The organism is Kribbella sp. NPDC054772, from assembly GCF_053611945.1.
In genome coordinates this window covers 35,944-50,843 of the sequence record NZ_JBSHBJ010000017.1, presented here as the reverse complement: position 1 = coordinate 50,843, position 14,900 = coordinate 35,944, and the positions used below count along the sequence as shown (strand labels likewise).

The 14,900-nt window shown below is 69.0% G+C and carries 9 protein-coding genes; 5 read left to right on the top strand and 4 right to left on the bottom strand.

Translation table 11 applies throughout. The annotated features are described in order from the left end of the window. Window positions 1-124: 124 nt before the first annotated feature. From ACWGID_RS24880 to ACWGID_RS24865, 4 genes are all read right to left on the bottom strand, one after another. On the bottom strand, window positions 125-2,944 hold the full coding sequence (locus ACWGID_RS24880; protein WP_452200320.1) for a beta-N-acetylhexosaminidase: 2,820 nt from the start codon (window positions 2,942-2,944) through the stop codon (window positions 125-127). 153 nt (window positions 2,945-3,097) lie between these two features. Continuing rightward, window positions 3,098-6,349 (bottom strand): BTAD domain-containing putative transcriptional regulator, encoded by a 3,252-nt coding sequence (locus ACWGID_RS24875; RefSeq protein WP_452200318.1) that lies wholly within the window; start codon window positions 6,347-6,349, stop codon window positions 3,098-3,100. 72 nt (window positions 6,350-6,421) lie between these two features. Further along, complete coding sequence (locus ACWGID_RS24870; protein WP_452200316.1) at window positions 6,422-6,838, bottom strand: ester cyclase; 417 nt, start codon at window positions 6,836-6,838, stop codon at window positions 6,422-6,424. Between the two features lie 85 nt (window positions 6,839-6,923). After that, complete coding sequence (locus tag ACWGID_RS24865; RefSeq protein WP_452200315.1) at window positions 6,924-8,054, bottom strand: GntR family transcriptional regulator; 1,131 nt, start codon at window positions 8,052-8,054, stop codon at window positions 6,924-6,926. A 195-nt stretch (window positions 8,055-8,249) separates the two neighbouring features. On the opposite strand from ACWGID_RS24865, the gene ACWGID_RS24860 reads away from it, so the two are divergent. Genes ACWGID_RS24860 through ACWGID_RS24840 form a run of 5 tightly spaced genes read left to right on the top strand, consistent with a single transcriptional unit; the run spans window position 8,250 to window position 14,807 of the window. Continuing rightward, window positions 8,250-9,554: an ABC transporter substrate-binding protein gene (locus tag ACWGID_RS24860; protein ID WP_452200313.1), complete on the top strand. Its 1,305-nt coding sequence runs from the start codon at window positions 8,250-8,252 to the stop codon at window positions 9,552-9,554. Then, window positions 9,551-10,501, top strand: coding sequence for a carbohydrate ABC transporter permease (locus ACWGID_RS24855; RefSeq protein ID WP_452200311.1), 951 nt, complete (start codon window positions 9,551-9,553; stop codon window positions 10,499-10,501). Before ACWGID_RS24860 ends, ACWGID_RS24855 begins: the two co-directional genes overlap by 4 nt. A gap of 13 nt (window positions 10,502-10,514) precedes the next feature. Beyond that, window positions 10,515-11,387: a carbohydrate ABC transporter permease gene (locus tag ACWGID_RS24850; protein WP_452200309.1), complete on the top strand. Its 873-nt coding sequence runs from the start codon at window positions 10,515-10,517 to the stop codon at window positions 11,385-11,387. A 26-nt stretch (window positions 11,388-11,413) separates the two neighbouring features. Next, entirely contained in the window at window positions 11,414-12,415 is a 1,002-nt protein-coding gene (locus ACWGID_RS24845; RefSeq protein WP_452200308.1) for a hydroxyacid dehydrogenase, read from the top strand. 13 nt (window positions 12,416-12,428) lie between these two features. Next, window positions 12,429-14,807 (top strand): polysaccharide lyase 8 family protein, encoded by a 2,379-nt coding sequence (locus ACWGID_RS24840; protein WP_452200306.1) that lies wholly within the window; start codon window positions 12,429-12,431, stop codon window positions 14,805-14,807. The last annotated feature ends 93 nt before the right edge of the window (window positions 14,808-14,900 follow it).

The following is a 14,900-nucleotide window of genomic DNA, read 5'->3' as shown; positions in this document are numbered from 1 at the left end:
GGGGCCCCCCCGCCCCCGGGGGGGCGAGAGCTCACAACACCCCCACAACAAAAACCAGCCACTGGCCGGCGATGTCGGGCGCCCCCCGCGCACCTCTTAGCGAGGTGCGCAGGGCCGCTTGCTGTCAGAGTCCGCTGCATTGACCTGTCTTCGGGCCGGATACGGCGTTCGGCCGGCCTGCGTTGGTCGGGGTGGGGGAGTTGCCCGCGCAGGACAACGGCCCCTTGATCTGGTTGCCGGAGACGATTGTCGAGCCGGTGTTGTTCTGTACGGCGACTGGGCCCGCCACTGCGCTGCCGTCGCAATCGCCGTTCCGGTTGCCGAGCCACACCCGGGCCGCGCCGGTCACGGTGACCGGCCCGGATATCGACGTACCGCACAGCAGTAGGTTTCCGGACGCCGTGACCGGTCCGCGGATGGTGGATCCGGATGCAGAGAGACCGGCGCCGGTCGCCACACTGACCGGACCTGACACGCTCGCGCCCTCGAGGCAGGCGACTCCCGAGGACACGGTCAACGTCCCCTGGTGCGTCCCGGTGAGCATCGTCGTACAGGCCGGGACGCCGGTCGCGAGGAACGGCACGACCCAGGTCTGTGCCTGCCGGGTGTAGGTGACTGTCCCGTGATACGCCCCGTCGACGGGGTAGGTGTGGCTTCCGCTGACGGTCATCAGGCTTCGGCCCTGGCGCTGACTCGCCAGGTAGTCGCGTGCGCTGATCGGGGCAGCCTGAGGTGCGGACCCGTCGCCCCAGTCGATCGTGGCGATGACCTCACCCGGAGGAATCGAGCCGGCCGCCAGGCGGCCCAGCGGTACGTCGGTCAGCGTCCGGTCCACGCCGAAGTGGGTGACCGTGCCCATCGCCTCCGGACTCCAGTCGACCTGGGCGATCGAGCCGTAATTGACGTTCGCGTATGCCCACCGCGGACCGGCGACGGCGAGCCGCTGCCGGTACGCGTCGTAGTCCTGGGTGAGGGTCTTGGGCGACCAGGCCTTCTCCAGGATCCCGGCCAGCCGGGGGAAGACCATGAACTCGTTGTTCGCGAGTCCACGCATCTGCTCGCCCCAGATGGGCGCCTCGATGCCGATGATGTCCTCCGCCTTCGGCCCGCCGTACGCCGGTTGCGCCCAGACGGAGCGGTACTTCTCGTAGACCCACTCGGGGTCCCACCCGTAGGCCTTGTCGAGTTCGGTGCGCGGCGTGCGGCCGGGAGAGCCGTCGTACCCGAAGTCGAGGTACGCGTTCCACTCCGGCGTGGTGATGACGCTGCGGTGCTGGTTGAACCACTCGGGCTTGATCAGCGGCGGGCCGCCGCCGGTGTAGTCGGACCAGTAGTGGTTGATCGAGGTGGAGCCCGGTGCGTAGCCCTCGAGTGCCGGGTTCCAGCCCATCAGCCGCTTGCCGGCGCCGTCGACGATGGTCTCCATCTGCCCGATCCACCACTTGTAGTCCTCGTGTGGCATGCCGATCGCCTCGTCGCCGCCGATGTGGATGATCGGTCCGGGCGAGATCGCGGCGAGCTGTGCGATCGCGTCCCGCCAGAAGGCGAGGGCCCGCGCACTGGCCGGGTCGTTCGGGTTCGTACAGAACCGGTCGGTCTGGGTCTGGCCCTGGCAGCCCATCACCGCGACGCCGCCCAGCGACCTGATCGCGGCCGTGGCGTGCGCCGGGCCCTCCAGTTCGGGGACGATCTCGATGAACCGGTCGGCGGCGTACTTCACCAGACCCTTGAAGTCCTCCTGGGTGTAGAAGCCCGCGAGACAGCCGGTCCCGTTGCACCCGGTGCCATCCAGCGCTGGGTAGCCCTTGATCTCCAGGCGCCAGGACTGGGAGTCACTCAGGTGCAGGTGCAGCCGGTCGCCCTTCAGAGCAGCGAGCTGGTCGATCATCGACCGGATCTCGGCCACGCTCAGGAAGTTGCGGGCCGGGTCGAGCTGCAGACCGCGATGGGCGTAGCGCGGGTAGTCCAGCACGGTGATCGGCTGAACCGTCCACGGCCCGGTTCCCGCAGTGGCGGAGTTGATTGCTGCGGGCAGCAGCTGGCGCAGGCTCGCGAAGCCGTTGAACAGGCCGTGCGCCTGCGGGGCGACGATCTTCGCGCCCGCGCTCGACACCGTGAGCGAGTAGCCCTCGTCCTGCTTGTCAGCCGGGATGGCGGGCACCGGTCCGGTGCTGAGCGCGATGTCAGCAGCCGTTGCGGAACCTGTCACTACGGGGACGACGAACCCGGTGGCCGGTTGCAGATAGCCGGCGAGGACCTCGGCCGTCGGAGCGAGAGCGTTGCTGGACACGACGATCCGGGACGTGTTGGTGAGCGCCCACGGCTGGCCGGTGCCAGGGGTCTGGTGCACCGGCACCGGGATGATCTGTCCAACGGTCGGCGGCGGCTTGGGGCCGGACCACAGCTCGAATTCGTTGAGCGTGTAGCCGACGGTGGATGTCGTGGCCAACGCCTGCATCCGGACACAGGTGATCGGGTCCTTACGGTCGATCACCTGGGAATCCTCGTCGCTCGGATTCACCATGTGCGTGACCGTCGTCCAGGTCTGGCAGTCGACGTCGGTCGAGACCTGCAGGTCGTACTCGGACGGTTTGGCCGGGGAGGTCCAGCGGCTGAACACCTCGTACACCGGGGCGGGGGCGGCCAGCTTGACCTGGAACCAGTCCTGGGTCGGGTCGTAGCCGTTGCCGACGGCCGCGTAGTTCGAGGTCCATCCGTTGTGTACGAACACGTCGGTCGCGTTGGCGGGCGCGTACGTCGCAGCGGGTGGGGTCATGCGTTGGGACTTGGCGGAGGCGACGGCGCCTGGCAGCAAGGCCAGGTTGACACTGCTCCCGGAGTCGGGCCGGGCGGGTTGATCGGCGGGCGGATCGGCCGCGGCCGGCCCCACGGACAGTGGGACGACCAGGGCTGCGGCGACGAGCGCGAGGGACGGGATTCTCACGGCACTCCTTACCGGATGCTGGGCGGTGTCTCTCGGGTCTGGACGCCCGATCTTCCGCCCGGCGCGGTGTCGGGTGCAACCACCTGGCTCCCGGCTCGATCAGCCGAGCTTGAACGGGTCCGGGTCGAGCCGGTGAGCTCCGGGCATCGGTAGCTAGCTGGGCCGGCTTTGGGCTTGGGCTCTCAGGCGGTGGAAGCCGCAGGTAGCGGCGATGGTCGCGGCTTCGGCCGCGGCTTTTGTTGCGGCGGGCTCGTTGCCAGTGTGGTTGTGGGCGGCGGCCAGGCTGAGGAGGGCCTCGGTTTCGATGTACGGGTAGGTGTCGCGGGCGATCGCCAGGCAGGTCTCGGCCCAGTCGAGGGCGGCCTGGTGGTCGCCGAGGGTGAGGTGGGACTGCGCGACGGTTGCGGCTGTTTGGGCTTGGGCCTTGCGGTCGCGGACGACGGTGGCGAGGCGGTTCGCCTCCAGCGCGGTGCGTAGCGCGGCCGGGCCGTCTCCGCGCTGGCCGTGCAACCGCGACAACTCGTCCAGCGTGGACACCTCGCCGCGGACATGTGAGCGGCGCCGATAGTCGATCAGTACGTCGTCCAACAGGCCGGCCGCATGATCCACCGCACCCAGTTGGCGCAATGCGCTCGCGAGATTGCCGCGGTTCGCGAGGGCCGACGTCTCGCGCCCGTTCTCGTTGATCTTGAGCGCGGCGGCGAACAGATCCGCCGCGTCCTGCAGCTCGCCCTGGTACAGCCGCGTCATCCCCAGTCCGTTCAGCGCAACGGCATGCACGTGACCGTCCTGATCGTCCTCGGTGAGTTCCAGCGCTTGGCGCATCCAGAAGTCGGCGTCGCTGAGTCGCCCGCGTTCCAACTGGAGCCACCCGACTTGGTGCGCCGAGTACGCCGCAGCCGTCGTCCAGCCGGCGGTCACTGCAAGGGATTGACCGGCGAGGCAATCGGCCATCGAGTCGTCGTCGCGTCCGACGGCCCACAACGCCTGGCCGCGGTTGAAGAGCATCGCCACCTGCGCGATGTCGTCTCCGGCCGCCAGCGCAGCGGTCATCCCGGCCTGTGCCGCAGGCAACCATCCGTCGGCGTTCCGGCGGATCAGGAAGTACCCGCGCAGCTGGTCCGCGACTCGCCAGGCCAGCGCGGGATCGCCGTGCTGCGACGCCTCCTGTACGACGGCCAGCAACGCAGACAGCTCATCGTCGAGCCAGTCGAGGGCTGTCGCTTCCGAGCTGAAGAAAGCAGCGGGTCGAGGGTGGGTGCCGAGGCGCACGAGTTGCGGGTACGCCCAGTCGATCGCGGCGGTGACCGCCTCGCCGTACCACGTCTGCAGGCGGGTTCGCGCCGGCTCGCGTTCGGGGTCCTCGGCGAGCAAACGGCGGGCGTAGAGCGCGAGCAGATCGTGGAAGCGGTAGCGATCCTTGGCCTGCTGCATGAGCATGTTGGCCTCGAGGAGGGCTTCCAGAAGCCGATCCGCCGCGGCCGCAGGGATCCCGAGCAGGATTCCAGTGGTCTCCGGGCTGAAGTCGTCTCCAGGGTGCAGGCTGCAGAGCCGGAACGCGCGCTGGGCCTCGGAGCTCAGGTCGGCATAGCTGAGCTGGAAGCTGTTGAGCACACTCGATTCGCCGGCGCTGAGCTCGGTGAGCAGTCGGCTGCCGTCGTCCAGCCGCTTGGCGAGGTCGGCCGCCGTCCACTCCTGCCGTGTTGCGAGCCGCGATCCGGCGATGCGCAGCGCCAGCGGAAGCCGAGCGCACGCCTCGGCCAGCGCACCGACACCCTCAGGATCGGCGTCGAGCCGTGACGCGGTTGAGCTGATCAGCTGGACAGCGTCCCGCCGGGGGAGCGGCTCGAGATTGACGACGCCTGCAGTGGTCAGCTCCGGCAGTCGTCGCCGGCTCGTCACGATCACGTCGCTGCGCCCGGCCCCGGGCAGGAGCGGCCGGACCTGCGCCGCATCCTGCGCGTTGTCGAGCAGCACGAGCAGTCGGCGGTCGGCGAGCTCACTGCGGAACAACGCGGCCGCCTCGGCCTCGTCGGTGCCGATGCGCCGACCGGGTACGCCGAGAGCGCGCAGGAACCGCCCGAGCACCTGGATCGGTGCGGGAGTCGTCGCGTCGCTGCCGCGCAGGTCGGCGTACAGCTGTCCGTCCGGGTACTCCGACCGCAGACCATGGACGGCGGTCAACGCCAGCGCGGTCTTGCCGACGCCCGCGATGCCGTTGATGAGGACGACTCGGGACGAGAGCGCGTCGGGCCGGCGGAGCGCCGTACAGATGCTTGCGAGCTCGTCCGTTCGGCCGACGAAGTCGGGCGGCGCCGACGGAGCCTGCTGCACGGGCTGGTCCGCGGGCCCGCTCTGCTGCCGGAGTACGTCGAGGTGGACCGCGCGGAGCCGCTCGCCCGGATCGATGCCGAGCTGCTCGGCGAGCGCGGACCGGATCCCGTCGTACGCCGCCAACGCGTCGGCCTGCCGTCCGCTCGCGGCCAGGGACTGGATCAGCTCCACATGCAACGGCTCGTCCAAGGCGTGCCGAGCGGTCAGGCTGCGCAATCGCTCCAGCGCCCGCTCCGGTTCGCGCAGGTCACGCGCCAGGGTCGCGAACGCCCGTACGGCGGCCGTGTACTCGTTGGAGATCGCGACGTACAGCGGGTTCGCGGCGACCGAGTCCACATCGGTGTCGCCGCGCCACAACGCGACCGCGTCCGCGAACTGCGCCAACGCCGCCTCCGGCTGTGCGTGCGATGCCTGCGATGCCTGCGTCGTGAGGTCGCGGAACGTGAGGAGATCGAGATCACCGTCCTCGATCTCCAGTTTGTAGCCGGCGCCGACGCTGACGACCGCCGGTCCGGCCGAATCTCCGGTCTCCAGCAGACGACGCAGTCTCGCGACGCGCGTGTGCAGCAGACTCACCGCATTTCCGGGGACGCTGCGCGGCCAGAGCAGATCGACGAGCTCGTCCTGACTGACCGTCGTCCGTGCGCTGAGCGCGAGCCGGCCCAGGAGCGCACGTTGTGGACTGGACTTGAAAGGCACCGAGATCTCGCCCCGGCGGACCTCGAGCGGACCGAGGACAGCGACGTGCAGCCGTCCAGCCGCGGCCGAATCAGCCGTGGCCGAATGACTGACCGCTTCCTGCGCGCCGGCCAAGGCCAGCAGTTCGTCGGCGACGTGTCCCGTCAACTCGAGCGCGGCCGCGATGGCCTCGATCGAGTCCGGCTTCGGGCTCTTGGTCCGGCCCTGCTCCAGGTCACGAATCGCACCCGCGCTGAGCCCGGCCCGTTCTGCGAGATCGCGTTGGGTCAGTCCGGAGCGTCGGCGATGCCGCCGCAGCAGCTCACCGAACCGCCCGGCCGGTTCCGGAGCAGCCCTAGCACCCGGTCGATCTTTCCGCGGTCGTCCGGACACACGAACATCCTACGGGCTGCTTGGTAGCACCGGCCGAGCTAGGGGCTGTCGGCAACAAGAAACCGCGCACGCTCAGGCGGGCGGTGGCTCCATGTGGCCGAGCTGGATCATGATCGTTGTCGTGTCGTAGTACATCGCGCCTTCCTGCGCGTTCCCGTCACTCCAGCGCAGCAGTTCGCAGAACGGTGTGTCCAGTCGCTTGCCGGTCGGCGGCAGCGCGCCCATCGGGCCGTCGTTCACGCCGCGTCCCTGGAACCGCGCGATCGTCCAGTCGCCGGCCTCCAGATACGTGGCGTCGGCCACTTGCGCGTCGGAGAACGCTGTCTTCCACTCGGCGAGCCAGCCGATGGCCTCACCCTTCCCCTTCAGCGACAGTCCGCGGGCCATGTCGACGTACACGACGTCGTCGGCGAACAGGGTCGCTGCGGACTCGGCGCCTTCCTCGCTCATCCGGCGGTGCGCTTCGCGATGCAGATCACTGTTGGACATCTCTGTCCCCCTCTCCAAAGGACCTCCGTTTTCACGGTCCGTCCGTCCCGGCCGGACGTCAAGGCCGACTTGGGTTACCCCTCGATTACTCCGTCGGGGTGAGGTCGTCGGAGGGTGGTTTGGCGCCGCAGGAGGCGCGGATGACGAGGCGTGGCCGGAGGTGGATCTGGTGGATCGGGAGCGCGTCGCCGAGCTCGAGGCGCTGGAGGAGGACCTGGACGGCGAGCTGCCCGAGCTGGTAACGCGGGGGAGAGACAGCGGTCATCGGTACTTCGGCGACGTCGACGAACTCGTTGTCGTAGGCAATGATGGCGAGATCGTCGGGGACCGCCAGTCCGGCCCGCCGGGCCGCGCCGAGCACCAGGGACGCCTCGCGGTCGCCGAAGCAGAGCGCCGCGGTGATGCCTTCGGCGGTGATCACCTTGATGGCGTCGTCGGCACGCCGCGAGTTCCACTCGGCCACGGAGATCAGCTGCGGGCTGTGCTGGGTGAGGCCGAAGTCCGCGATCGCCCGCTCGAAGCCGGCCAGGATCGGTGGTGCGGTCGGCGCGTCGGCTCTGATCGCGAGGCCGATCTCGCGGTGGCCGAGGTCGTACAGGTGCCGGATGGCGTCGTACGCGCCGCCCTCGTGGTCCGTGCAGACGTGCTCCATCGAGTCGCCTGGGCCGAGCGCGGCCAGTCGGCGCTCCACGAACACGACAGGGACCGGTAGGTCGAGCAGCTGCGACACCCGCGCTCGCGGGTCGGACAGCGCATGCAGCGACGGGACCAGGAGCAGACCATCTACGCCCGCCTCCAGCAGCCCGCTGATCGCCGTGTCCTCGGCCTCCGGGTCGTAGTGCGAGCAGGCGAGCACCAGCCGCGCGTTGGCCTGGAAGAGCGCCTTCTCGATGCCCTGCAGTACCCGGGGGTAGTACAGCGCGGTGTCCGGAACCAGTACGCCGATCACGCGCTGCCGTGGTTGCACCCGGTGATTCGTCGGCGCGACGAACGTGCCGGCGCCCTGGCGTCGTACGACGAGACCGTCGGCGGCGAGTTCCTGGTACGCGTGCCGGATCGTGGTCAGCGACATCCCGGTCTCGGCGGCCAGCGCGTCCTCGGTCGGGAGCTTGGTGTCCGGCGGGTAGGTGTTGTCGAGGATCCGGTGCCGCAGCTCCCGGGCGAGCCGGCGGAACTTCAGCTCCCGCGAGGTCTGGGGCACTGGGTCTCGCTGCACGGCGCGCTCCTCGGGTCCGGTCGGTGCACCGATCATCACATGGGATTAGCAGCGGATTGAAGGAGGAATCCGGACGCCCGATCCGATGCCTTCGCCGCATCCGGCGTACCGGTCTGGGAATGAGTCTTGATTCCTCTTCTTCGGTGGCCGCACCGTCACTCCAAGTCGATGCCCGACCGGAGAGGACCACGTGTCATGAACACACCCATTGCCCGCCGGCTGACCGTCACCTGCACGGCGGCGGCCCTCGCAGCGAGCGCTCTCGCGGGCTGCGGCTCGAGTTCGGGAAGCGACTCGGGTGCGGACAAGGAACTGACCTACTGGTCGATGTGGAAGGACGGCGAGCCGCAGCAGACCGCGCTGGCGAAGTCGATCGCCGAGTTCACGCAGCAGACCGGCATCAAGGTCAACGTGCAGTGGCAGGGCCGCGACGTCCTGACCAAGCTGCAGCCGACGCTGATGACGAGTCCGGCCGCGGACCTCATCGACAACCCGTACAACAACGTCAAGTCCAAGATCCCGGCCGGCGGCGCGGAGGACCTGACGAACCTCCTCGGTACGTCGGTTCCCGGCGAGAACACGACCATCGGGAAGGTGATCCCGCAGGACCTCCAGAAGCTGGCGGAGGTCGACGGCAAGCACCCGATGCTGCCGTACGTGATCACCTGCAACAGCCTCTGGTTCAACGGCGCCCGGTTCCCGGAGCTCGCCGGCAAACCACCGGCCACCTGGCAGGCGTTCCAGCAGGTCCTCGACAAGCAGAAGGCGAGCGGTGCTGCTCCGCTGGCACTCGACGCTGACATCCCGGGGTACAACGCGTCCTGGTACATCAGCCTCGTCGTCGCGAAGCTCGGCGTGGGATCGTTCCACCAGGCGGCAGCGGACAAGACGGGCGCGACCTGGGACAAGCCGGAGTACGCCGCGGCCGCCGCGCAGGTCGAGCACCTGGCCAAGGGCGGGTACTTCGCCGACGGGTACAACGCGAGCAAGTTCCCCGCGATGCAGCAGAAGTGGGCGACGAACAAGGCCGACTTCCTGCTGATGGGATCGTGGCTGCCGAGTGAGGCGAAGACGTACGCAGCCGACGGCTTCCAGTACCGGACCTTCAACTTTCCGACTGACGGCGCGTCGGCCACCCCGGTCGCCTGCCAGCCGTCGGGCTGGGTCGTTCCCTCGAAGGCCAAGCACAAGTCGGCCTCCGAGAAGCTGATCGCATTCCTGTACGGCAAGAAGCAGGTCGAGTCCTACGAGGACGGTACGGCGTCCCTGATGGCGCGGCAGGACGTCAAGGTCGCGCCGGCCGCGGCGGATATCGCCGCCCTGGTGAAGAAGAACGGGACCTACATGAACGGTGACGGTGTGACCGCCGACTTCTCCGACTGGTGGACCAAGGTGTTCCTCCCGCTCGACGACCAGCTGGTGACCGGGAAGCTCTCCGCGACCGACTTCATCGGTCAGCTGAAGTCGCAGAGCGCCGACTTCTGGAAGCGCGGCCAGTGACGGCGATCGCCGGCGCGGGTACGGCGGTGGCGACCCGCGCCGTCCCGCGCCGCACCGGGAGCGCGTTGCAGCGGCAGCGCCGGCGACTGTACGTGCCGTTCGTCGCGCCGGCGCTCGTCCTCTACGCGATCTTCCTGCTGGTCCCGGTCGGCGCCACGGCCTGGATCAGCTTCCACCAATGGCCCGGCTACGGTCCGATGGAATGGTCGGGGCTGAAGAACTACCGATACATGTTCGACGATCCGGTGTTCCAGCAGGCGTTCAAGAACACGCTCCTGCTGCTGATCGCCGGTGGCGTCGCGACGTTCGCGATCAGCTTCGGTCTGACCATGCTGCTGCGTGACCTCGCCGGGCGGTCGACGGTGCGCTCGGTGATCTTCTTCCCGAACATCGTTCCGGCGTTGGTCTTGTCGATCCTGTGGGGCTTCTTGTTCCAGGCGGACGGCCTGGTGAACAGGCTGCTTCGGTCCATCGGGATCCAGCATCCACCGGCGTGGCTCTCGCAGGATCATCAGTACTCGATGATTCTGCTCGGGCTGGTGTGGGTCAGCACCGGGTTCTACACGACGGTCATCATGGCGGCGGTCGACCGCATTCCGCCGTACCTGTACGAGGACTGTCTGCTGGCGGGCGCGAACTCGTGGCAGCGGTTCCGGCACGTGACGCTGCCGTTGTCGTGGGACGTGATCGGCGTGTGTTCGGTGCTGTGGACGATCAACTCGATCAAGACCTTCGAGTTCATCCTCGCGATGGCTGGTTCGGCGAGCGGTCTGCCCAGTACGCGGACGTGGACGGTGTCGCTGTATGCATACGCGACCGCGTTCGCGTCGGACGGCGTACCGAGCTATGGGCTCGCGGCCGCCGATGCGATCTTCACGCTCGGCCTGGTGGCCGTGCTCGTCGTCCTGATCCGGCGCGTGATGCGTCGCGACGCCATCCAGTTCTGAACGGACCGACCCCATGAGCTCATTGACTGTCCTGCGCCGGCCCGGGCGGCCGACCCGGGCGGGCGCGATCCAGCGCTTCGTCGGCGCACCCCTTGCCTGGTCGCTGGTGATCTTCGACCTCGCCGTCCTGGTCTGGATCCTGCTCAACTCGGTGAAGTCGACACGGGAGATGCTCGACGCCCCGTGGTCGTTGCCGAAGACGCTGCACTGGGAGAACTTCCAGCGCGCCTGGTCGAGCGGCAACTTCGGACCCGCGGCACTCAACTCCGTGTTGCTCGTCGCCGGCACCGCGGCCGCGACGATCGTGCTGGCGGCACCGGCCGGGTACGCCCTCAGCCGGCTCGGCGCCCGGAGCGCGGGCGCGACCACGTCCGTGTTCGCGATCGGCCTCGGCATCCCGGCGCAGGCGATCTTCCTCCCGCTGTACGCCGTGATGAGTCACCTCGGCCTCGTCAACAGCCTCTGGGGGCTCTGGCTGCTGTACACGGCCACGTCGATGCCGTTCGCGGTCTTCTTCCTCACCGGCTTCTTCCGGTCGCTGCCGTTCGAGCTCGAGGAGGCGGCCGCACTCGACGGCGCCAGTCCGCTGTACACGTTCGTACGGATCATGTTGCCGGTCTGTCGTAGCGGCATCGTCACGCTGCTCCTGCTGAACGTGATCGCGCACTGGGGTGAGACGTTCTTCGCGCTCGTCTTCATCCACGACCAGCAGCTGCAGACGTTGCCGCTGGCGATGCTCGGGTTCCTCCAGCAGATGCAGTACAACGGCGCCGACTGGGGTGGCATGTTCGCCGGCATCGCGATCGTCGTCCTGCCGTTGGTCGGGCTCTACCTGTGGCTCGGCCGCCGAATCATCGAAGGTATGACGCTCGGCTCGGACAAGTAGCCGTCGCCTGCCAGAAAGGCTTTCCAGTGCCTGTACGCCAGACCGCGCTGATCTCGATGACCCCCGAGGTCCAAGCGCTTGCCCTGCCACCCGATCTCCTGGAGCGTCTGCGCCGATCCGTGGACGTCCTCGATGTGGTGGTACGGGACTTCGGCGATCCCGGAGTACGGAAGGAACTCGCCCGGACCGACATCCTTCTCACCGGATGGGGATGCCCGCGGATCGACGCGGCCGTCCTCGCGGACGCCCCTCGTTTGGGCGCGGTGATCCATGCCGCCGGAAGCGTGAAGGGGCATGTCGCCCTCGACGTCTGGGAGCGTGGCATCGCCGTGTCGTCCGCGGCGGGTGCGAACGCCGTACCGGTGGCGGAGTTCACGGTCGCCGCGATCCGGCTGGCCGTCAAGAAGGCGTTCCACCTCGCGGCTCGCTACCGGGTCAGCGGCCACGAGGACCACACACTCGATCCGGGGATGGGCCAGGTCGGTCGGACGATCGGCATCGTCGGGGCGTCGCGGATCGGTCGGCTCGTCATCGGTCTGCTGGCCGGGTCGGGGTACCGCGTCCTGGTCAGCGACCCGTTCCTGCAACCCGATGACGCGGCCCAGCTCGGCGCCGAGCTGGTGGACCTCGAGAGCTTGCTGCGACGCAGCGACATCGTGTCGTTGCACGCGCCGGCACTGCCGGAAACCCATCACCTCCTCGACGAGGGCCGGTTGTCGCTGTTGCGCGACGGGGCCGTCGTCATCAACACGGCGCGCGGCGCGCTGATCGACACCGAGGCGCTGGTCCGCGAGTGCGCTCGCGGCCGCGTCGACGCCGTACTCGACGTCACGGACCCCGAGCCGCTGCCGGCCGGGCACCCGCTGCTCAGCCTGCCGAACGTCCAGGTCACGCCGCACGTGGCCGGGGCAATGGGCAGCGAGATCAGGCTGCTGGGGGAGTACGCCGTCGCCGAGGTCGAACGTTTCGTCCGGGCCGAGCCGTTGGCCGGCCGCATCACCGCGGGGGAACTTCAGCACATCGCGTAAACAAAGGAGTGCCATGACCAGCACCATCACGTTCTCCCGCCGATCCGCCCTCGCGGGGCTCGGCCTCCTGGGTGTCGCGGCCGCCATCGGCCAGGCGCTGCCGGCAGCTGCCGCCGATCAGCCCGACTTCGCGGTCCTCCGCGAGCGGTGGATCGACCTGATCACCGGCCGCCGCAGTATCGACTCGAACGACCCCGACTTCACCAAGCGCCTGGCGTCGATGGACAGCGCGGTCTCCGCCAACCGCGCGAAGCTGGCGAGTCCGGTGGGGACGCGGTCGAGCGTGTTCACCAACGTTCCGTTCGGGACGAGCCCGAACCTGACCACGACGTACCGGCAGCTGGAACAGATGGCCACGGCCTACGTGACGCCAGGATCGACGTGGTACGGCGACAGCGGGCTGCTGACCGACATCGTCGACGGCCTCGACGACGCGAACCGGATCTTCTACAACGACGGGATGGCGGAGTTCGGCAACTGGTGGGACTGGGAGATCGGGGCTTCCAAGTCACTCGCCAACAGCATGGTCCTGCTGAACGGGTCGCTCACCGCCGATCAGTTGACCCGCTACGCCGCGGCCATCGACCACTTCGTCCCGGACCCCTGGTCGTCCCGGCCCGGGCAGACGAACCAGGTCGTGTCCACCGGCGCCAATCGCGTGGACCAGTGCCAGGCGGTGATCGTCCGGGCGATTGCGCTGCCGGATCAGACCAGGCTGACGCACGCGCGCGACGGCCTCTCGGTGACCTGGCAGTACGTCACGTCCGGCGACGGCTTCTACCGGGACGGCTCGTTCATCCAGCACGGCACGATCGCCTACACCGGCACGTACGGCGGTGTGCTGCTGCGCGGCCTCAGTCTGCTGTTCGCCCTGCTGGCGGGAAGCAGCGCTGACATCGACTCGACCCGCGACGTGCTGTACGCGACGGTCGACGAGTCGTTCGCTCCGGTGATCTACGACTGCCAGATGATGGACTCGGTCCGCGGGCGCGCCGTCTCGCGGACTCAGGAGCGCAGCCACGACGACGCGTACATCATCATCGAGTCGATGCTGACCCTGGCCAAGGGCGTCGACGCGGCCACCGCGGCACGATGGCGTGCGTTGTGCGCCGGCTGGATCGCCCGCGACTCGTACGGGAACATCCGCAGCGGCGCGAGTCTGCCCCGGCTGGCGCTGCTCAAGGACCTGTCCGGTGTCACGCCGGCCGCCGAGCCGGTCGGGCACACGTTCTTCGCCGGCATGGATCGTGCGGTGCACCGCCGGAGCGGGTGGGCGTTGGCGATCAGCATGGCGAGCGAACGCATCACCTGGTACGAGTGCGGCAACGGCGAGAACAACCGCGGGTACTTCACCGGCAACGGGATGACCTACCTGTACAACGCCGACAACGGGCACTTCGACGACAACTTCTGGCCGACCGTCGACCGCGCTCGCCTGCCTGGTACGACGGTCGACACGACACCGCTTCCGGACAAGGTCGAGGGGGAGTGGGGAGCGGGTCTACCGGCTGCCTCGTGGGTCGGCGGCGCCGTACTGGGTGCCGACGCCTCCATCGGGCAGCACCTGCTCGGGCCGGGCGGTACGGGTCTCAGCGCGCTGAAGTCCTGGTTCTGCTTCGGTGACCTGATCGTTGCCCTGGGCGCGGATATCCGGAACGCGAGCGGCGGCCGGGTGGAGACGGTCGTCGAGAACCGGAACCTCCACGAGGGCGACCTGGTAGTGGACGGCAGCGTGGCGGTGCGCGATGCCGGATCGTCCGCGACGCTGCCGGCGCGCTGGGCCCACCTGGCGGGCGTGGGCGGATACGTCTTCCCGGGCGGCGCGGTGCTGAACGTGAAGCGTGAGGATCGGACCGGCGCCTGGCGGGACGTGAACACCGGCGGTACGACGGACGCGATCACCCGCCGGTACGTCACGCTCTGGCTGGATCACGGGGTCGTCGGCGGCGCCGCCGGGCAGTACGCCTATGTGCTCGCGCCTGGTGCTGACGCCACCCAGACGGCTCGTCTCGCCGAGTCGTCGCCGGTCGAGATCCTGAGCAACACGAGCGTCGTACAGGCGGTTCGAGTGCAGCAGGACGGGCTCGTGGGTGCGAACTTCTGGGCGGCCGGGTCGGTCGCGTTCCGGATGGCTGATGGTCAGAAGGTGTCGGTCACGGTCGACAATCCCTGCGCGGTGCTGCTGCGGTGGTCGAACCAGCAGCTGAGCGTGTCGGTATCCGATCCGACGCAGCACACCGGCGTGGTGCGAGTGACCGTGGATCAGGCCGGTTGGTCGGTGGTCAGTAAGGATCCGACGGTGCAGGTTGAGGGTCCGCGGAAGGACAGCCTGCGGTTGGTCGTGACAACCGAGGGCGCGCACGGTGCGAGCCACCGGGCGACGTTCGGCTGATCAGACGACGGGGCGGGGGGGGCCCGGCGGGGGGGGGGGGGGCGCGGGGGGTGGGTGGCGACCCCCCGGGCGGGGGCGCCGCCCGCGTGGGGC